The organism is Desulfovibrio sp., from assembly GCF_018379785.1.
In the GTDB taxonomy this organism is placed as follows: Bacteria; Desulfobacterota; Desulfovibrionia; order Desulfovibrionales; family Desulfovibrionaceae; genus Desulfovibrio.
On record NZ_JAGZUV010000017.1, the window covers coordinates 26,353 to 44,546 of the forward strand.

Annotated in this window: 18 protein-coding genes and 1 tRNA gene; 7 read left to right on the plus strand and 12 right to left on the minus strand. The window is 62.6% G+C overall.

Going from position 1 to position 18,194, the window contains the following annotated elements; all coding sequences use genetic code 11:
* The 3 genes from KH208_RS05210 to KH208_RS05220 all read right to left on the minus strand — a co-directional run bounded on the left by KH208_RS05210 (position 1) and on the right by KH208_RS05220 (position 4,895).
* Positions 1–2,088: a methyl-accepting chemotaxis protein gene (locus KH208_RS05210; RefSeq protein WP_291434450.1), complete on the minus strand. Its 2,088-nt coding sequence runs from the start codon at positions 2,086–2,088 to the stop codon at positions 1–3.
* A 9-nt stretch (positions 2,089–2,097) separates the two neighbouring features.
* The gene (locus KH208_RS05215; RefSeq protein WP_291434451.1) at positions 2,098–2,565 is read right to left on the minus strand and encodes a cytochrome c family protein; all 468 of its coding nucleotides are present in this window, start codon (positions 2,563–2,565) and stop codon (positions 2,098–2,100) included.
* A gap of 215 nt (positions 2,566–2,780) precedes the next feature.
* Positions 2,781–4,895, minus strand: a complete 2,115-nt coding sequence (locus tag KH208_RS05220) for a nitrate- and nitrite sensing domain-containing protein (RefSeq protein ID WP_291434452.1) — start codon at positions 4,893–4,895, stop codon at positions 2,781–2,783.
* Between the two features lie 463 nt (positions 4,896–5,358).
* Here KH208_RS05220 and KH208_RS05225 point away from each other — a divergent pair, with 463 nt between their 5' ends.
* On the plus strand, positions 5,359–5,991 hold the full coding sequence (locus tag KH208_RS05225; protein ID WP_291434453.1) for a hypothetical protein: 633 nt from the start codon (positions 5,359–5,361) through the stop codon (positions 5,989–5,991).
* Between the two features lie 94 nt (positions 5,992–6,085).
* Here the strand turns inward: KH208_RS05225 and KH208_RS05230 are convergent, their stop codons facing one another.
* Positions 6,086–6,676: a TrmH family RNA methyltransferase gene (locus KH208_RS05230; RefSeq protein WP_291434504.1), complete on the minus strand. Its 591-nt coding sequence runs from the start codon at positions 6,674–6,676 to the stop codon at positions 6,086–6,088.
* A 281-nt stretch (positions 6,677–6,957) separates the two neighbouring features.
* Between KH208_RS05230 and KH208_RS05235 the strand changes: the two genes are divergently transcribed.
* The 6 genes from KH208_RS05235 to KH208_RS05260 all read left to right on the plus strand — a co-directional run bounded on the left by KH208_RS05235 (position 6,958) and on the right by KH208_RS05260 (position 12,948).
* On the plus strand, positions 6,958–8,400 hold the full coding sequence (locus tag KH208_RS05235; RefSeq protein ID WP_291434454.1) for a sodium:proton antiporter: 1,443 nt from the start codon (positions 6,958–6,960) through the stop codon (positions 8,398–8,400).
* Positions 8,401–8,497: 97 nt separating this feature from the next.
* A complete protein-coding gene (locus KH208_RS05240) occupies positions 8,498–9,130 on the plus strand; it encodes a sugar O-acetyltransferase (protein ID WP_291434455.1) in 633 nt (210 codons plus the stop codon).
* A 381-nt stretch (positions 9,131–9,511) separates the two neighbouring features.
* Positions 9,512–10,339 (plus strand): phosphate ABC transporter substrate-binding protein, encoded by an 828-nt coding sequence (locus KH208_RS05245; protein ID WP_291434456.1) that lies wholly within the window; start codon positions 9,512–9,514, stop codon positions 10,337–10,339.
* The gene (locus tag KH208_RS05250; protein ID WP_291434457.1) at positions 10,326–11,282 is read left to right on the plus strand and encodes a PstC family ABC transporter permease; all 957 of its coding nucleotides are present in this window, start codon (positions 10,326–10,328) and stop codon (positions 11,280–11,282) included. Before KH208_RS05245 ends, KH208_RS05250 begins: the two co-directional genes overlap by 14 nt.
* A complete protein-coding gene (locus KH208_RS05255) occupies positions 11,276–12,178 on the plus strand; it encodes a PstA family ABC transporter permease (protein ID WP_291434458.1) in 903 nt (300 codons plus the stop codon). Before KH208_RS05250 ends, KH208_RS05255 begins: the two co-directional genes overlap by 7 nt.
* On the plus strand, positions 12,175–12,948 hold the full coding sequence (locus KH208_RS05260; RefSeq protein ID WP_291434459.1) for a phosphate ABC transporter ATP-binding protein: 774 nt from the start codon (positions 12,175–12,177) through the stop codon (positions 12,946–12,948). The genes KH208_RS05255 and KH208_RS05260 overlap by 4 nt, the downstream gene beginning before the upstream one ends.
* A 72-nt stretch (positions 12,949–13,020) precedes the next feature.
* Here the strand turns inward: KH208_RS05260 and KH208_RS05265 are convergent.
* From KH208_RS05265 to nikR, 8 genes are all read right to left on the minus strand, one after another.
* Positions 13,021–13,096, minus strand: a tRNA-Thr gene (locus tag KH208_RS05265).
* A 46-nt stretch (positions 13,097–13,142) separates the two neighbouring features.
* On the minus strand, positions 13,143–13,514 hold the full coding sequence (locus KH208_RS05270) for a hypothetical protein (protein WP_291434460.1): 372 nt from the start codon (positions 13,512–13,514) through the stop codon (positions 13,143–13,145).
* A 145-nt stretch (positions 13,515–13,659) separates the two neighbouring features.
* Complete coding sequence (gene gluQRS, locus KH208_RS05275) at positions 13,660–14,652, minus strand: tRNA glutamyl-Q(34) synthetase GluQRS (RefSeq protein WP_291434461.1); 993 nt, start codon at positions 14,650–14,652, stop codon at positions 13,660–13,662.
* A gap of 153 nt (positions 14,653–14,805) precedes the next feature.
* A complete protein-coding gene (locus tag KH208_RS05280; protein WP_291434462.1) occupies positions 14,806–15,318 on the minus strand; it encodes a rhodanese family protein in 513 nt (170 codons plus the stop codon).
* Positions 15,319–15,326: 8 nt separating this feature from the next.
* The gene (locus KH208_RS05285) at positions 15,327–16,220 is read right to left on the minus strand and encodes a C40 family peptidase (RefSeq protein WP_291434463.1); all 894 of its coding nucleotides are present in this window, start codon (positions 16,218–16,220) and stop codon (positions 15,327–15,329) included.
* Between the two features lie 223 nt (positions 16,221–16,443).
* Positions 16,444–16,845, minus strand: a complete 402-nt coding sequence (locus KH208_RS05290; RefSeq protein WP_291434464.1) for a flagellar basal body rod C-terminal domain-containing protein — start codon at positions 16,843–16,845, stop codon at positions 16,444–16,446.
* 84 nt (positions 16,846–16,929) lie between these two features.
* A complete protein-coding gene (gene folE2, locus KH208_RS05295; protein ID WP_291434465.1) occupies positions 16,930–17,733 on the minus strand; it encodes a GTP cyclohydrolase FolE2 in 804 nt (267 codons plus the stop codon).
* Entirely contained in the window at positions 17,733–18,152 is a 420-nt protein-coding gene (nikR, locus tag KH208_RS05300; protein ID WP_008685371.1) for a nickel-responsive transcriptional regulator NikR, read from the minus strand. The genes folE2 and nikR overlap by 1 nt, the downstream gene beginning before the upstream one ends.
* Positions 18,153–18,194: the final 42 nt, after the last annotated feature.

Genomic DNA, 18,194 nt, shown 5'->3' on the forward strand with positions numbered 1-18,194 from the left:
CTAAGCAGCTCCGGAGCTCTTGGCAAGGCGTGATTTTCCGGCGCGCGCCGCCCCTTCCTCTTCGGCCTCGCGCATACTCTCGATAATGGCGTCCAGTTCATGCGCCAGACGGCTCAGCTCGGCCACGGCCTCAGCCGAGGCGCTCATGTTGCGCGCGGTGTCATCCGAGAGCGCGTTGATTCTGTCCACCGTCTCCGAAACCTCGCGGCTGGTTTCGCACTGGCCGTCGGCGGCCGCGGCAATGGCCCCCATGCCTTCGGCCGTGCGCGTGGCCATCTGCCGGATGCGCTCCAACGCCTCTCCGGACTGCCCGGCCCGGCGGCTGGACTCGTCCATGACATTCACCATCCGCTCCGTGGTCTTGCCGTTTCCGCTGACGCTCTGCTGGATTTCCTCCACGGCCCGGGTGACTTGTCCGGTGGCCTGCATGGTCTTTTCGGCCAGTTTGCGCACCTCGTCGGCCACCACGGCGAAACCGCGCCCGGCCTCGCCCGCGCGCGCAGCCTCTATGGCCGCGTTGAGCGCCAGCAGATTGGTCTGGTCCGCCACTTCCTCAATAAGCGTGATGACCTGCGAAATGCTTTCGGCCTTCCTCCCCAGCTCGCGCATATTTTCAGCCAGGACCGAAGTTTCCTGCGCGGCCCGGTTGATGCCGCCGGTGACGCCCTCCACAATGCGCACGCCCTCATCAGCCTCCTGCCGGGTGCTTTCGGCGGTGCGGACCGTATCCCCGGCCGAAGCCGAGACACGCCCGGCCTCCTCGGCCACGGCGCGCATGGCCCCGGCGGAACGGGCGGATGCCGCGTCCTGCTCCTGGGCCATCCGGCTGGTGGCGTCGATCTGCTCGGAAAGCCGGGCGGCCGCGTCGGCCAGTCTGCCGGAAACCACGCCCGCGGCCTGGGCGGCCCGCGCGATGCGTTCGTTCTGCACGCGGATGATCTCGCGCTGCCGCACGGACTCGGTGACGTCGGTCATCAGGGTGAAGGCGCCCAGCAGCTTGCCGTCCACATCCAGCAGGCGTGCGGCGTTGACCAGCACATGGCGCGTCCGGCCCCCCACAGTGAAGGCATAGGGCTCGTCCTCAATGTCGGCATTGTTCAGAAGCACCTTTTTGGTATTGGTCATTCTGTCGGGATCATTGAAAAAGGCCTCGCCGCGCAGCCGTCCCTTGTAGTCCCCGGGCCGCCCCTTGAGGCTGTAGATGTCCACAGCCCGCTGGTTCATGAAGGAGATGCGGTCATCGGTATCCGTAATTACGCAGGGCAGCCCCATACCCCGGAGGAGCCCCTGGGAAAAGCCCAGTTCGGTTTTGAGGTGGGCGACCATGGCGGCCAGACTGTCTCGCAGGCTGCGCAGTTCAAGACAGTTGGGCACGGGGAAGGGCGCATCGAAATCGCCTCCGGCCACCTTGCCGGAAGCCGCGGCCAGTTCCGCCACGGGCCGGACCACGGTGCGGCGCAGAAAAAGCAGCAGCGCGGCGATGAGCAGACACATGCCCGCCAGGGACAAGGCGATGTTGCTGAGCGTACGCGATTTCAGGTCGTTGATGGTCGGGGTGACATCCTTGGACACCACCAGCGTGCCCAGAATGGCTTTGGACGCGCCGTGGCAGTGATGGCAATCCTTGCCGTTGGGAATGCTGGAAACCATCAGGAAGCGACTGACGCCGTCCCCTTCCACCAGACGGCCGACCTTCAGGGGCGCACGCAGGGTGTCGGCGGCCAGTTGCCGCGCTTCCGGCGTCCGCAGGCGTTCCCGCAACGGCGCGCGCACGGCCGAAGCGTCCGAGGCATAGGTGATCTCGCCGTTGAAGCCCGCCAGATAGACGGACACGTTCTTGTAGTTATCCGCCAGAAGGCGCACGACCTCGCGGGTTTCCGCGTCATTGCCCCGCTTCATGGGCGCTTCCACAAGCCTTGCCAGCAGTTCGGCGTCCAGACGGGTGGAGGCTTCCAGGCCGCTCAGGGTGACGTTGCGGTTCTGGATACTGTTGAAGACGATCAGGCAGCCGAAGACGGCCACAGCCGTGAGCACGACCAGCAAGGCGCATTTGCGGACCAGCGGCATATTGCGGGTGGAGAAAGGCATGCTGTTCTCCTAATGTGCTCCGCTATGGATCAGCGGCTTGAAGTTGAAGGCTTTGACGCGGCTTTCATTGTGACAGGCGAGGCAATCCTCATGGCGCGGCGTGCGCCGGATGGCGGCGGGGTCACCGCTTTCGGCATGCGCCGCTCCCGGACCGTGGCAGGTTTCACAGCCAACATCCGCAAGATGCGGCGTGGACTGATAGTCCACAAAGCCGCCCTTGCCGTAGCCTGTGCTGTGGCAGGCGTAGCAGCCCCGCAGTTCTTCCGCCGTCAGTTTGGGAGCCATGGCGCTGATATGCCGCCATGTGCCGGCCTTCTTGGAATATTTCCGGAAGGTCTCATACTCCTCGGCATGGCACTCGGCGCATTTTTGTGAACCCACGTAAGGACCGGCCGGCACGTCGACGGACCCCGCGCGGGCCGGAACAAGCGTCAGCATGCAGACGGCGGCAGCGAAACACAGTAGGCAAAGGCGCATATGCATTTCCCCCATGCATAGAGGATGACGGCGCGGAGCTGTGAAGTCCCCGCCATACCGGGACGGCGGTGAAGAACGCCGGGGCGCGGCACGTGAAGACGGACTTCAGAAACAGATTACCGTGCTCAAAACAGAATCAGTGCCGCGTCAAGCGACACATGCCGCAAACCCTGACAGGCGGCCGGAATCGTTGCCGAAGCGGGAGCGTCACGGGATCAGCGATGCTCCTCGTCCTGGAGATCCCGCACAAGATTCTCCAGCAGGCGCGTCTGTTCCAGCAGATCCCTGACGGCTTTGGCGGAATGGTCCATGCCCGCCATATTTTCCACAGCAATGCGATTGACCCCCTCCACGCTTCTGCTGATGGTTTCGCTGCCCGCGGCCTGCTGCTCGGAGGCGGCGGCAATGGAACGGATCTGTTCGCTGGTCTTGTCCGACAAGGCCACGATCTCGCGCAGGACTTCGTCGGACTGACGGGTCAAATCCGTGGTCCGGCTCATGCCGTCCACGGTCTGGTCCACGGTGGCGATATTATGGGCCGCGTCCCGCTGAATGCCGGAGAGCACCTCGGCCACTTCCTTGGTGGCGGCCATGGTCTTTTCGGCCAGCTTGCGCACTTCGTCGGCCACCACGGCGAAACCGCGCCCGGCCTCGCCCGCGCGCGCGGCCTCAATGGCCGCGTTGAGCGCCAGCAGGTTGGTCTGGTCCGCGATGTCCGTAATCACGTTAAGCACCTTGTCGATGTCCCGCACGCGCAGGCCCAGGCGGGTCATGGATTCCTTGAGCTCTTCGGTGTGCCGCAGCACCCCGGTGATGTTTTCGGCCACTTCCGCCACGCTGGCCGAACCCTGTTGGGCCTGCTTTCCGGCAACCTCCGCGGTTTCGGCGGCGGCCGAGCTGTTTTGGGCCACCCCGTGCACCGTGGCGCTCATTTCCTCCATGGCCGCGGCTACCTCGCCCAGTCGCGCGGACTGTTCCTTGGCTCCCTTGTCGGACTGCTCGATCTGGCTGGAGATGCTCCGGGTGGCGGCGGACATGGCCGCCACAGCCGAGGCGATACGTTCCGCCGCCAGGGCCATGCCGTTCTGGCGGCGCTCGGCCAGGGCGCGGGCGTCCTCGGCCGCCGTCGTCGAGGTCTGGGCCCGTTCGGCCTCGCGCCGCGCGGATTCCGCCGCCGCGTCGGCTTTTGCCAGGGTTTCCCGGATGGAGACGACCATGGCCTGCAGCGCTCTGCCGAGCACGCCGAACTCGTCCTTGCGGACCATCCGCAATTCAGCGTCCAGCTCTCCGGCGGCCACTTTCTGAGCAAAGGCCACGGAGCGCCGCAACGGCCTGGTGACGTTGCCGACCAGGCTGCGGGCCAGCAGCAGCGTGCACAGGATCACCGCCAAGGTCACGCCCAGCGAAATATACAGGGTTTGCCGGGCCGTATCGCTCAGCGCGTCCGCCGTTCGCTCCAGGTTCCGCGCGGCGGCGGCCTCCACCTCGTAGAGGGCGTCGATATAGGCCGTGGAGGCCGCGAACCAGGCCCTGGCATCGCCGTTGAGCCGAGGTTCGTCCTGGCTCTCGAAGGCTTCCCGGCGGAAGATTTCCACCTTCTCCAGCAAAGACGGCGCCTTTTGCTCGTAGACCCGCGCCAGTGCTTCGTCCCGCTCCAGAAAATCCTGAAGATAGGCCCGCTGCAAGGCAACATGTTCGATCCAGTTGCGGTACAGGAGTTTGTTGAAACGCCGGGACGACAGCGCCACATTCAGCGTGGCCCGCTCCTGCCCGGCGAATTCCTTGGCAGAGATGAGATTGAGAAAATTCACCGCCCGCGCATACAGTCCGGCATCCAGACACTGGTCCAGCACGCCCCGGAGAATGTCCTCCATATGGGCGATGAGGTCCGAGTACACGGCAATGGCCTCGGACGGGGCGATATTATAATTGTCGATGCGCGAACGCAGGTCTTTCAGGGCTTCAAGTTTTTCCGCCAGCGGTGCGAATTGCGCATTCACCGAGGCCGTGGGATTGGCCGCGCTGAAAACAGCCGTTTTTTCGACCATGGCCTGCCGGGCCGCCTCGGTCTGCTTGCGCTGGCCCGGCAATTCCTCGGCGTAGGCTCCCCGCCGGGCCACAAAACCGGCGGACAAACCGCGTTCTTTCTGGAGTTCATGGATCAGGGCGCTGCCGGCCGAGGAAAGGTCCACCACGCTTACGGCCATGTCCATGGCGCGCATGGTTTGGTATTTTTCCAGAGCATTTCCGGCGGCCAGGGCAATCAGCGCGGCCACGGGCAGAATGAGCAGGACAAAAAGCTTGGCGCGGACACTGATGTTTTTCAACATGATTTCCCCACCAGAAAGAAATAAAATATTTATATGTTTTCAGCCTTACATAGAATCATTAAAAAAATCAAGCGCAACCCGCAGATCCGTCCAGACATCTAACATATTACAATGACTATTAATGTACGCATTCTTCTTCCAGGCAGGATTTATCAATTTTTATCCGGCAAACACCATGACGTTATGCACAACAGCGATCATATACATCAAATCAAAATATTTCCGCCACGCGACAAATCCCCGGCCGCTCACAGCGCTCTGCCGGAATTGCCGGACGCGGTTATGCATAACCCGCCTCTTTTCTTTACGGACGTTTTGCCGAAGAATTTATCTATACTCGTGCGTGGATATAAAGATATGACCCCGGACCCGACGAACGCATGGACAAGCGGACGTAAAATCGGTAAAAAAATTTTTACGGACCTGAAACAGGCCGCCCGGCCCGGCCGGGAGGGGGATAGACATGCATCAATATATACGGATATGCGCGCTGCTGGCCCTGCTTGCCGTGGTGCTGCCCGCCACGGTTCATGCGGAGGACAACGGCATGACGGCCAGAGGCATTTTCACCCTGCTGCCCGCCAGCATCTTTGAAAATACGGCTGAAGGCCTTTCCGACGCGGAAAAGCAGCAACTGCTGGCCGAAGGCCATACGGAATTCTGGGAAGTCGCCGGAGAAACCGAGGACGTCATTGTTTTCGCGGCCCTTCCCTTCCGGGACAGCGCCGTGGCCCTGCGGCTTTTCCGCAATACGGCGGACGGCTCGGTGGAGGCGGCCATCGGCACCCTGGGCGGTCCCATCTGCACCATGGAATTATGGCGGGTGGACGCCTCGGGCCGCATGGTGCCCATCGACACCCCGCCGGAACCGGACATCAGGGATTTTCTGGGCCAGGACCAGAAGCTGCCGCCGGACATCAATCCCACGGTGCTGATCTGCTTGGGTCTGGGCGGTCTCAAGGCCGAGCCCGTCTTCTGGAACAGCTCGGGCATGGCCCATGTGCCCCTGGCCAACGACGTCAGCTTTCAGTGGAACGGCAAGGCCTTTGAGAAGCAGGTGACCCCGCGCAAGGAACAGAGCGGGGAACGTCCCTGATCCGGGACCAGGAGTTGTTTCTGAGCGGCGCGGCGCTCAGCTTGTTCAGGAAAAGCAGGCCGCCGCAAATCCCTTCCAGGCATGCGGCAACGCTCTACTTCTTCAGCCATTCCTCCAGCTTGGCTTCCAGCGCGGTCTCGCTCAGACGAGAGGAGTCGTACATTCCGGCGCCCTCGCGCTGGCGCGCGGCTTCGGCCAGGATAATGGCCGCGGCCACGGAGACGTTGAAGCTCTGGATCATGCCGTACATGGGGATGTAAAGCTGGCCGTCGGCCAGGGAGAGCAGTTCCTCCTCCACGCCGCTGTGCTCATTGCCCATAATCACCGCCGTGGGACGGATGAAATCCCAGGTCCGCAAAGGCCGGGCCGTTTCCGAGCAGGAGGTCGCCAGCACCTGAAAACCCTGGCCGCGCAGAGTGCGCATCAGATCCGCGCTGTTCTTGTGGCGCTCGCTTTCCACCCACTTGCGGGCCGAGGCCGAGGTTTTGCGGCCCAGCGTCGGAAACGGGGTATTCGTATAGTACAGATGCACTCTGGACAGGCCGAAGGCGTCGCAGGAGCGGTAAATGGCCGAAACATTGTGCGGATCGTGGATGTTGGCCAGCACCAGGGTCAGATCGTTCTGGCGGTGACGCAGCACTTCAAGCAGGCGCGCCCTGCGCCTGGGAGTGGGTTCCTTGGGCATGCTGATGACTTCCTTACTCATGTGTACTTCTGCAACAGGCCTGCGCGCAGCGAAAAAAATACGGCTCTTGCTTTACCGCCGCTGGCGGCGCGCCCCGTGGCTGACGCCCCGTACGCTGCGAATGACATGGCGGCAGCGATGCAAATGCTTGTGAAAGGTGTGTCAGAAAAAACTTTTTCAGGCAAGCGCATTGCCAAGGGTGTGGATTTAGCCTAAAAAAACGGAAAATATCTGTTTTTTCGCGGCCCGGGGCCGTGACATTTTCCATTCAGGAGTGCCCAATGTCAAAACTCTGGCCTTTGTCCCTGACCCTGGTTACGGCCCTGTTCTCGGCCCTGGTTCTGCCCGGCGCGGCCCTGGCCGCCGCGGGACATCCCACCATTCCCGGATCCGAGCTCTCGGCCGTCTGGGTCATTCCCTTCGCCTGCATGTTGCTTTCCATCGCCATCATGCCGCTGGCCCTGCCGCACTTCTGGGAACACCATTTCGGCAAAATCGCCGTATTCTGGGGTCTGGCCTTTCTGGTGCCCTGCCTCCTCGTTTACGGCTTCAATGTGGCTTTGTACGAATTTCTGCATATCATTCTGCTGGACTACATCCCCTTCATCGTCCTGTTGTTCGCGCTGTTCACCGTGGCCGGCGGCGTGCGTCTCAAAGGCTCCCTGGTGGGCACGCCCGTGGTGAACACTCTCCTGCTGGCCGTGGGCACCGTCCTGGCAAGCTGGATGGGCACCACCGGCGCGGCCATGCTGCTGATCCGCCCCCTGCTGCGCGCCAACGCCCACCGCAAATACCGGGTCCATTCCGTGGTCTTTTTCATCTTCCTGGTAGCCAATATCGGCGGCTCCCTGACCCCGTTGGGCGACCCGCCGCTCTTCCTGGGCTTCCTCAAGGGCGTCAGCTTTTTCTGGACCACCACCCACCTTTTCCTGAAGACCCTCTGCCTCTCCGTGGCCCTGCTGGCAATCTTCTTTGTGCTGGACACGGTGCTTTTCAACAAGGAAGGCCGCCCCACTCCCCCGCATGACCCCAATGCCGCGGAAGAAAAACTCGGCCTGGACGGCAAGATCAACCTGCTCTTCCTGCTGGGCGTGGTGCTGGCGGTGCTGGCCTCGGGCATGCTGCCGCTGGGCACCTGGATCGAAGTCTTCGGCGTGCCCGTGGAAGGCCAGAACCTGCTGCGCGACATCGTGCTGCTCTGCCTGGCCGGTCTTTCCTGGAAGTTCACCAGCCGCCGCTGCCGCGAGCTTAACGGCTTTTCCTGGGCGCCCATTGAGGAAGTGGCCAAGCTCTTCTTCGGCATCTTCCTGAGCATGATCCCGGCCATCGCCATTCTGCGCGCCGGTACAGACGGCGCCTTGTCCTCCCTGATCCAGATGGTTTCCACCCCGGACGGCCAGCCGGTCAACGCCATGTATTTCTGGCTCACCGGCGCGCTGTCGAGCTTCCTGGACAATGCGCCCACCTACCTGGTCTTCTTCAACACCGCCGGCGGCGATGCCGTTCACCTGATGAACGACATGGCCAACACCCTGATCGCCATCTCGGCGGGCGCGGTGTTCATGGGCGCCAATACCTATATCGGCAACGCGCCCAACTTCATGGTCCGCTCCATCGCCGAAAACCAGGGCGTGCGCATGCCCAGCTTCTTCGGCTACATGGCCTGGTCCGTGGGCATTCTGATCCCGCTGTTCGCCCTGCTGACCTGGATATTCTTCATCTGAGCCGGATAAGCTTTTCATCAGTTCAAAAAAACGGCAGGCCGCAAGCCTGCCGTTTTTTTGAACTCCGCTCCCCGCGCGAGACACAGGAGAACAACTCATGAACCACAAGGAACGCATGCTGGCGGGTCTGCCCTACAAGGCATGGCTGGACGGGCTGAGCGAAGAACGCCGGGCCTGCCGGGAAAAAATTTTTCGCTACAATCATCTGCCGCCCGACCGGGAAGGCGAACGGGACGCGCTGCTCCGCGAGATTCTCGGCGCGTGCGGCAGACATCTGCGCATCGAGGGGCCGTTTTACTGCGATTACGGCTATAATATCGTTGTGGGCGAAAACTTTTTCGCCAATTACAACTTCACGGTGCTGGACGTGGCCAGGGTCAGCATCGGCCGCTATGCCATGATCGCGCCCAATGTGGCTATTTATACGGCCGGGCACCCCCTGCATCCCGTATCCCGGAACTCGGGTTATGAATACGGCAGGCCCGTCGCCATCGGCGACAATGTCTGGATCGGGGGCAATACGGTGATCAATCCCGGCGTGCGCGTGGGGGACAATGTGGTGATCGGCTCCGGCAGCGTGGTGACCAGGGACATTCCGGACAATACCCTGGCCGCCGGCAATCCCTGCCGCGTGCTGCGGTTTGTCACCGAGGCCGACCGCTACTGTTATTTCAGGGATTGCCGCTTTGACGTGGACGACTTCGAACGCCCCTTTAACGCGGAGGAATGACCTGCGCCAGCTCCGGGAAACTACAATGTCCGCTTTCCCGCATGCCTTGACTCCCGGTCCAGGTCTGCGTACAGAGATTTAATGCTTGCATGCCGGAAATATTCACGCGAAATCTCGCTGAAATGCCAGCGTCTCAGGATTCTGAAGGACGCACAGGGCATGCGTGCGCGTACCGGCGCCACCTGACCGGCCGTTGGGTGGGGCTGGATGTCTCCCTTCATCCCTTAGCGGCCGGGCTTTCTTTTCTTTCGTGGCCGCATCAGGCATGACGCGGTTCCTTCTCCCTCCTGCAACGGCTCAGTGGCGCCGCACTTGCGGCAATGGCCTAGTTCGGACACAGCTCCGGATCGTGTCGCTCACACGGCAAAACAGGAGAATCTCATGCATCGTTGTCTCATGGCGCTGGCCTGCCTGGCTTTCTGCGCTTCCCCGGCTCTGGCCGCCGGCCCTCTGGACGCCTTCAACGGTCTGAAAGGCAACCTCGACATCGCGGGAGGCACCGCCCATATCCCGGTGATGAAAGGCGCCGCCAAACAGATCATGGCGGCCAATCCGAACATCCGCATCACTGTGGCCGGAGGCGGTTCAGGCGTCGGCGTACGGAAGGCCGGCGAAGGTCTGGCCCAGATCGGCAACACGGGCCGGGCGCTCAAGGAGTCCGAAATCAAGAAATACGGGCTGGTCAGCTTTCCCTTTGCCATCGATGGCGTGGCGGTGGCCGTCAATCCCGAAAATCCGGTTTCCGGCCTGAGCAAAGCCCAACTCAAAGATATTTTTGCCGGTAAAATCACCAACTGGAAAGTCGTGGGCGGGGCTGATGCGCCCATTTCGCTTTACGTGCGCGAGGACGGCAGCGGAACCCGCGAAACCTTCGAAGAACGCGCTCTGGACAAGGGAAGTACCTCTGCCGGAGCCAATGTGGTCAATTCCAACGGGGCCATGAAAACCGCCATTGCCCAGGATCCCAACGCCGTGGGCTATGTGGGCATCGGCCATCTGGACCCGAGCATCAAAGGCCTGGACGTGGACGGCATGAAGCCTTCCCAGGAAAACGCCGCCAAGGGCACCTATACCGTGACCCGGCTGCTGTATATGAATACCAAGGGCGAGCCCGAGGGGCTGGCCAAAGCCTTTGTGGACTATATCTACTCGCCCGCGGGCAAAGAGATCGTGTCCGGGGCCGGTTATATTCCTTATGAGAAAAAATAAGGACACTGACGGCCCGGCGGCGGAAGAAGAGTTGACCTTCCCAGCCGCCGGGCCGGGCGCATATCGGGGCGAACCGGGCGACCGGGCGGGCCTGGGCACGCGGCTGGCCGCGCTGCTGACTGTCGGCGCAATGTCTTTGCTCTTCGTCATGATTCTGGCGGCGGCCCTGCCCGCATTAATCCAGCCGGGACCGGGAAGCCCCCTGGGCTGGGTCTGGCAGCCCTATCAGGGGCATTTCGGCATTTTGCCCATGTGTCTGGGATCTCTGGCTCTGGCGGGCTTTGCCCTGATCATCGGCTGGCCCCTGGCACTGGGCTTGTGCTGCTGGCTGCTCACCGAGGAAGCCCGTGCCGCGCGCCCCCTGGTCAAGCTGACAAGCGCGCTGATCCGCTTTATGACCACCATTCCCACCGTGGTCTACGGCTTTGCGGCCGTGTTCCTGCTGACGCCCTTGGTGCGCACGGCTTTGGGCGGTACGGGCATGTGCCTGCTCTCCGCCGGAATCATGCTCACCTTTCTGGTTCTTCCCACCATGATTCTGGTGCTGGAAGCCGGGCTCGGCCCCCGCCTGGAACGGCTTTGCCCCTGGGGGCAGGCGCTGGGCTTTTCCCGCCTGGACCTGCTGCGCTTTTTTGTGCTTCCGAAAGCCCGGCGCAATCTGACGGCCTCGGCTGTTCTGGGTTTCGGCCGCGCCGTGGGCGACACGCTTATTCCGCTTATGCTGGCAGGCAATGCCACGCAAGTTCCCGGCGGCCTGACCGAAAGCCTGCGCACGCTTACCGCGCACATGGCTTTGGTCACGGCCAACGAAGTGGGCGGCGCGGCGTATAATTCCCTTTTTGTGGCCGGTCTGATTCTCCTGCTGGTCAACGGCGGCGTCAGCCTGGCCTTGCGCCGCCTGGAGACGGGCGCGCGCCGCGGCAAGGAGATGCGGTCATGCTGATCCGCCGGGCTCCCTCCCCTGCTCCGTCCGGCGCTTTTTTCCGCTGGACATTGCGCGCCTGCGCCCTGCTTCTCATCCTGGGAACAGGCGCTTTGCTGGCCTTTCTGCTTTTCAAGGGGCTGCCCACATTGGGCGCGCGGCTTTTTTTCGGGGATGTCCCGGCCCTGGACGCGCTGCTGGGGCGCCAAGCCGTCTGGGACGGACTCTGGCCCGCCTGCGCGGGTACGGCCTGTCTGGTGGCCCTTACCATACTGCTGGCAGTCTTCCCCGGCGTGGGCTGCGGCCTGTATCTGGCCGAATTCGCACCGGAACGTCAGGCCGTGCGCATCCGCCTGGCCATGGATGTACTGGCCGGAACGCCCTCCATAGTCATGGGGCTGTTCGGCTTTACGCTGATTCTCTTTCTGCGCAAGGTCTTCCAAACGGAAGCGAACACCTCGCTGTTTCTGGCCGCCGCCTGCCTGGCATTGCTGGTGCTGCCCGTACTGGTGGCCGCCACGTGTGAAGCCCTGGAGGCCGTTCCCCAAAGCCTGAGAACTACCGCCACGGCTCTGGGCTTCACCAGGCGGCAGGCCGCGCGTCACATTCTGCTTCCCGCCGTTGTTCCGGGCATCCGGGGCGGCGTGATTCTCGCCCTGGGCCGGGCCGCCGAGGACACGGCCGTCATCATGCTTACAGGCGTCGTAGCCAATGCGGGCCTGCCCGCGGGCTTATGGGGCAAGTTTGAAGCCCTGCCTTTTTCCATCTTTTACACGGCGGCCCAATACCAAAGCCAGGAGGAACTGCTCCGGGGCTTTGGCGCGGCCCTGGTTCTGCTTATGCTGGCCTCGGGCCTGCTGGCCTGCGCCCGGCTGCTGGAGAGCCGCTTTCACCGGCGCTGGCGGGGGGAATCATGAAAATTGCCGCGCGCATTCATGCGCTGTGCGTTTCCTTCAACAAACGGCACGTCCTGCACAACGTGGCTTTTTGCGCCCCGGCCGCCGGGATTACGGTGCTGGCCGGGCGTTCGGGCTCGGGCAAGACGACCCTGCTGCGGGCCTTGAACCGCCTGAATGAAACGTTTCCCCGCTGCCGGACCACCGGCCGGGTGGAACTGGACCTGGGAAACGGCCTGGAGGCCATCTATGAAGCGCCCGGCAAAGGCGGCGAACGGACGCGTCCCCGCCCCCTGAGCGAACTCCGCCGTCGAGTGGGCATGGTTTTTCAGACGCCTAACGTCCTGCCGGTCAGCGTGGCCCGGAACCTGGCCCTTCCCCTGCGGGTGGTGGCGGGCGTTCCGGCTCCGGAAATACAGAGGCGTATGCAGCGGGCTCTCGTTGACGTGCGCCTGTGGGATGAGGTGGCCGACCGGCTGGATATTCCGGCGGAACGTTTGTCCGGCGGCCAGCAGCAGCGCCTTTGCCTGGCCAGGGCTCTGGCGCTGGAACCCGCCGTGCTCTTGCTGGACGAGCCCACGGCCTCGCTCGACGTACACGCCGCCACCGGTATCGAGGATCTTTTGCTGCGGCTGGCGGAGCGCTATCCGCTGATTGTGGTTTCGCACAGTCCGGAACAGGCTGTACGGCTGGCCGCACGCCTGGTGGTACTGCATCAGGGACAGGTGCTGCATGTGCTGGAAAAAGGGGATATCCGGGCCCAGGAACTGGCCGGTCTGCTGGTGAAGTGAGAAGGGAACGGGTGCAAAATCGCCCCAAAAATGAAAAGCCCTCACGGGCATTTCCGTAAGGGCTTAAATCTGTGGAGCCAGCTAAGAGACTTGAACTCTTGACCTGCTGATTACGAATCAGCTGCTCTACCAACTGAGCTAAGCTGGCGACCGGCTTCTATTGCCAAAAAAGAAACGCTCTGTCAAGAAGGGCGTCAGGCCCGTTCCAGCACCAGCGGGATGGCGTGCAGCTCATGGCTGATTTCTTCCGTGGGTTCCAGGCTCCAGCGGCTGGTTTCGGGCCAGCCCAGGCGCACCGCCACAGCTTCGGCCACACCGGCCACATTGAGCACCGGATGGCGCTGAAAAACCTGGGGCAGGCCGTAGGTCAGATTACAGACCAGGCATTTGCCCGGCCGCCGGCGCAGTTCAAAGGCCAGAAGCGCCCGGTCGGGCGTCACGTTCCGGCAGACCAGCCGGATGTCGTAGGCCCCCTCCTCGGCGCCGCCGAACAGCGCGTCAAAAAAATCATCCGTCCGCTGGGCCGGAAAAGCAGTATCCAGAAAATCCTGATCAAGCGTTGCCACGGTTCTACACACTCCTGCTGAGAGATACGCGCCACTAGGGGCTGTTTCTGACTACCATTGCTTCTTGGCGGTAAAAATGCTCGACCAGCAAGACCCGCGAGATGCTTTGCCCGCCGCCAAGAGGAAAACTCAAGCTTCCTGTGCGTTATGAGGCAAGCTGACGCAAATCCTGATCCGTCACGCGCTGGTCTGTGCCGGGTAGGCGCTCCAGAGCAAAATCAGGCAACAATTCCGCCGGGCGCACGGGTCGCCCGAGCGGGTTAAGCCCGGCCAGCCGGGCCAGCAGGCCCACAATGCGCCTGGGGTCCGCACCCCGCTCGCGCAAAACCCGCAGCGACAGGCTCTGGTGGCGTTTGGCCAAGCGCTGGCCCTCGCCGTCCAGAAGCAGCGGAATATGCGCATACGAGGGGACCGCATGCCCCAAAAGCCGCAAAAGAACGATCTGGCGCGGTGTGGAAGACAAAATATCTCGTCCGCGCACCACCTGGTTTACGCCCATAAGCGCATCGTCCACGGCCACGGCCAGTTGATAGGCCACCACGCCGTCGGAACGCCGCAAGGCGAAATCCCCGCCGCATTCCCCCAAACAAAAGGATTGGGAGCCCAGCAGCACGTCCACAAAATCGACGCGTTCCTCCGCGCAACGCAGCCGCACGGCGGCCTTGCGCCCGGCCCGAAACAGGGCTTCCCGCTGTTTCGCGTCCAGGTTCCGGCAGATGCCGGGATACGGCGCGCCCGCGTCGTCCACATGCGGGGCGGCGGCCAGCAGACGCAATTCCTTTCGGGTGCAGAAACAGGGATACGTCAGGCCCGCAGCCTCCAGCCGGGCCAATGCGTCCGCGTATACGGCGGTGCGCAGGCTCTGCGCATACGGTTCGGCGGGCCCACCCACATCCGGCCCCTGATCCCAGTCCAGACCCAGCCAGCGCAGGTCTTCCAATAACGCCGTTGCGAATTCCGGCCGGGAACGCTGGGGGTCGATGTCTTCCAGCCGCAGAATAAGAACGCCCTTGCGCGCCCGCGCCGCCAGCCAAGCCAGCAAAAAGGCCCAGGCATTGCCCAGGTGGGCGTAGCCCGTGGGACTCGGGGCCAGCCGACCGCAAACCCGGACGGCCTCATCCACTCCGCGGGACGGCATGAGCCAATGGATGCGCTGAGTTATGAGTGCTTTTGCCCTTTGCCAAGCAAGACGAACACAGGGCGAAACAACGTACGTCAGAGCGGACAGAAGTCTCGCACGGCGTTCGCCTGGCCCAGGCAAGAGGCAAAAAAACCATGAATCAGCGCTTTGTTATTTTTTATTCCAGGGCATGGCCGAAAGCAGCAAGCCCAGGCCGCAGAAACCGGTCACTCCGGCGAAGACCAGCCCAGCCCCCACAAAAGCGGACAGCCAGATCATGGGGGGCCAGACGAATACGCCGGCCAGGCCCAGCAGCACCAGCGCGCCCGCGCCGATCTGAATCTGGCGGAACAGGGGCATGCTCCGCCGGCCGCGTTCCACCGGCAGGCCTTCCTTGGCCCAGGTGCTGACGCCTCCTTCCATCTGCCAGGCGGGTCCACCGGCCAACTCTTGCAGCAGATCGCTCTGCTTGGCGGTGCGGTTGCCGGAATTGCAGGTGAAGACAATGGGCAGGTCCGGACTGGCCGGGGCCAGATGCGTCCATTTGATGACGGAGAGCGGGGCCACTTCAGCGCCGGGCACGCGCACGGCGTTTACTTCATCGGGTTCCCGGATGTCCACGAGACGGATTTTTCCGTCCCGAAGTTTTTGCAGGGTTTCAGCGGGACTGATAACAGGAAGCATGGATCTACCTATGATTGCTTACGGCTCTTGGTGCCGGAAGATTTCTTGCTTTTCTGATGGGAAGAGGAGGCCATCTTGGAGGAGGCTTTTTTCTCCGAGGCGCGGACAGCGGTCTTGCCGCCCTTGGAAGCGCGCTCGGCCTTGCTTTTTCCAACCTTGGCGATCTTGACGGATGCGGCCTTGCGCCCGCTGACGGCCTTGGCGCTGCGCCGCGTGTCGTTGCTGGCGACCTGCACCACTTTGTCGCGAGAGGCGCGGCGTGTTTTCACACTGCGGCGGGATTTGGCCGGGCTTTTTTTCTGCACGGAGAGTTCGCGCACGGCTTTTTCCTCGGCATAGTCGTTGAGACGGCTTTCGGCCTGGGCCACCAGGTTTTCATTGCCTTCAAAATTCACACGGCGCGCGCCCAGAAAAGTGCTGCTGAAATAGGGGTCACTGAGAGAGTTGATCCGCACTTTGGTGCGGCGGCGCGGGCTGTGGATGAATTTGCCGTCCCCCACGTAAATACCCGTGTGATAACCCCGGCGGGGATGGCGGAAGGCCACAATGTCACCGGCACGCATATCTTCCTGATTCTTAATGCGCTGGCCCACCGCGGACTGCTCCCGCGCGGTGCGCGGCAACTGCACGCCCACGCTTTTGTAGGCCCAGCAGACAAAGCCCGAGCAGTCAAAACCGCCCGGACTGGACCCGCCCCGCACATAGGGGGTCCCGATGGCCGAACGGGCCTTGCGCAACAGCTGCCTGCTGGCCTGGGCCTGGTCTTCGTCCAGAGCCGCCTCATAGGAACGGCGGAAGCGCTCCACACGCATATTCTCATCGGCGGCATTCTGTTTGGCCGCGCACCCGAAAGCCAGGCCGCAGCCCATAATCAGCGCACACAGTTTCAGATATTTACCCATTCGCACTCCATTCCCAGCATGTTGCGCTTGAAATTGCCGCGTAACGGTGAAGTCAATTCACCTTGCGACAATTTCGCGGCGCGGATCTTGTAGAAATCCGCACAGAGCATTCAGACATTTTCAATGCAAGCCATTCCGGCAATGACCGTCCTACCGGCAAGCGGCGGGCAACGGGATAAAAAAACGGGCAGGTCCATCCCGCCCATTCCGGTAATTGCGTCATTCAGGCCTTAAGATCCAGCAGCGTCCCCAGCATGGCGTCGCCGGTACGGACAACCTGGGCGTTGGCCTCATAGGTCCGCTGCGTGGAGATCATCTGCGTCATTTCACGCCCCAGATCCGTGCCGCCGGGATTAACAAAGTCCGACTCCACAGACGCCGGAGCGGTGGATACGGCCGGGTTATTGCGGACCTCGGCGGGAAGCCGTCCGGCAACGCCGGAATCCTGAAGCACGGCATCCAGCCGCACGCCCCGGCCGCCGGGGCCCGTGGCATAGACCGCGTGTTGCGGCGCAAAGCCCGCCGTGTTCACGTTGGCCACATTGTGCGCCGTAACAGCCATACCCCAAGAATGGGCATTCATGGCCGACGCGCCCAAGTTCATACTGCCGGTAATGCCGCTCATCATTTACACCTTAACGGCTTTCATAGCATAAAATCAGCCCACTGCAAAACGCTTTTTCCCGTGCCGGGCCGGATCCGCCAAACCCTACGGCCGAGCGCCTTTCCGGGCTCCGGATGCGGCCAGACTGCGTTCGATGCGGGCAAAGGCGTTATGGTTGTGGATGGACTCCATGCTCTCCACCTCCACGCTGAACCAGTCCACATGCGTGTGCCGGGAAAGCCGCTGCGCCACATTGCGCACCACGTCCTCCACAAAAGCCGGGGCGGCGAAGGCGTGCTCGGTAACGAATTTTTCGTCCTCGCGCTTGAGCAGGGTATAGACCGCCGAGGACCCCGATTCCTCGGCCATTTCGATGAATTCCTCCAGCCAGGAAAAACCTGTCATGCGCACGCGCATGCGCACGATGGCCCGCTGGCTGTGCGCGCCCTCGCGGCTGATGGCCTTGGAGCAGGGGCAGACGGTCATCACCGGCACGTCCAGATCCAGCAGAAAGGACTGCCCGTTTTCATCCAGCTCGCCGGTGAGGCGGCAGGAATAGGCCACAGTGCCGGGGCTGCCCGAGGCCGGGGCTGCCTTGCGGATAAAATAGGGGAAGCTGAAGCGCGCCCAGGCACGCCGCGCGCCCAGGCGTTCCTTGATGTTTTCCAGCAGGCGGCGCACCGACTGGTAGCTGATTTCCTCATTCCACTCCTCCAGGGCTTCCACAAAGCGGCTCATGTGGGTCCCCTTGAAGGCCGAAGGCAGGTCCACGCCCAGGTCCACGCTGGCCACGGTCTGCTGGCTGCCCCGGGCGCGGTCGCGCACCAGCAGGGGCAGCCTGAGTTCGCGCACCCCCACGCGGTCGATATTCAGAGGCACCGTGGGGGCATGGCTTTGTACGTCTTCCATCAGGCCAGATCCTGTCCGGTTGTGGTCACGCTGAACGTGCCGTGTTTGACGCCGCGGCAGGAGATCAGCCGGTCGGCCAGAGCCCGTACGCGCTCGGCCTCGCCCTTGAGCACCAGCACCTCCAGGCAGTTGTAATGATCCAGATGCACATGCAGGGTGGTCACGATGATGTCGTGATCATCGTGCTGAATACGCATCAGCCGCCGCGCCAGATCGTTTTTGTGGTGGTCGTAGACCAGGGTCAGCGTGCCCGCGCCCTGTCCCTGGGATGTCCGCCAGTCCTCTTCGACCAGAGCCTTGCGGATCAGATCCCGGATGGCTTCCGAGCGGTTGGAATACCCCTTGCGCGCGCAGAGCGCGTCAAAAGGCCCCAGTAAATCCTCATCCAGCGATACGCCGAAACGCGCCAGTTTGCCCATACATTCCGCCTGCCGTCTGTAAAAACAATTCCAGCCTGTGCG

Bases quoted from the DNA above. Each gene is read 5' to 3' on its own strand.
- KH208_RS05285 (WP_291434463.1), bottom strand. From the start codon at position 16,220: ATGGGTAAATATCTGAAACTGTGTGCGCTGATTATGGGCTGCGGCCTG.
- KH208_RS05230 (WP_291434504.1), bottom strand. From the start codon at position 6,676: ATGCCCAAGGAACCCACTCCCAGGCGCAGGGCGCGCCTGCTTGAAGTG.
- nikR (WP_008685371.1), bottom strand. From the start codon at position 18,152: ATGGGCAAACTGGCGCGTTTCGGCGTATCGCTGGATGAGGATTTACTG.
- KH208_RS05220 (WP_291434452.1), bottom strand. From the start codon at position 4,895: ATGTTGAAAAACATCAGTGTCCGCGCCAAGCTTTTTGTCCTGCTCATT.
- KH208_RS05260 (WP_291434459.1), top strand. From the start codon at position 12,175: ATGAAAATTGCCGCGCGCATTCATGCGCTGTGCGTTTCCTTCAACAAA.
- gluQRS (WP_291434461.1), bottom strand. From the start codon at position 14,652: ATGCCGTCCCGCGGAGTGGATGAGGCCGTCCGGGTTTGCGGTCGGCTG.
- KH208_RS05250 (WP_291434457.1), top strand. From the start codon at position 10,326: ATGAGAAAAAATAAGGACACTGACGGCCCGGCGGCGGAAGAAGAGTTG.
- folE2 (WP_291434465.1), bottom strand. From the start codon at position 17,733: ATGGAAGACGTACAAAGCCATGCCCCCACGGTGCCTCTGAATATCGAC.
- KH208_RS05245 (WP_291434456.1), top strand. From the start codon at position 9,512: ATGCATCGTTGTCTCATGGCGCTGGCCTGCCTGGCTTTCTGCGCTTCC.
- KH208_RS05210 (WP_291434450.1), bottom strand. From the start codon at position 2,088: ATGCCTTTCTCCACCCGCAATATGCCGCTGGTCCGCAAATGCGCCTTG.
- KH208_RS05255 (WP_291434458.1), top strand. From the start codon at position 11,276: ATGCTGATCCGCCGGGCTCCCTCCCCTGCTCCGTCCGGCGCTTTTTTC.
- KH208_RS05215 (WP_291434451.1), bottom strand. From the start codon at position 2,565: ATGCGCCTTTGCCTACTGTGTTTCGCTGCCGCCGTCTGCATGCTGACG.
- KH208_RS05235 (WP_291434454.1), top strand. From the start codon at position 6,958: ATGTCAAAACTCTGGCCTTTGTCCCTGACCCTGGTTACGGCCCTGTTC.
- KH208_RS05240 (WP_291434455.1), top strand. From the start codon at position 8,498: ATGAACCACAAGGAACGCATGCTGGCGGGTCTGCCCTACAAGGCATGG.
- KH208_RS05225 (WP_291434453.1), top strand. From the start codon at position 5,359: ATGCATCAATATATACGGATATGCGCGCTGCTGGCCCTGCTTGCCGTG.
- KH208_RS05280 (WP_291434462.1), bottom strand. From the start codon at position 15,318: ATGCTTCCTGTTATCAGTCCCGCTGAAACCCTGCAAAAACTTCGGGAC.
- KH208_RS05290 (WP_291434464.1), bottom strand. From the start codon at position 16,845: ATGAGCGGCATTACCGGCAGTATGAACTTGGGCGCGTCGGCCATGAAT.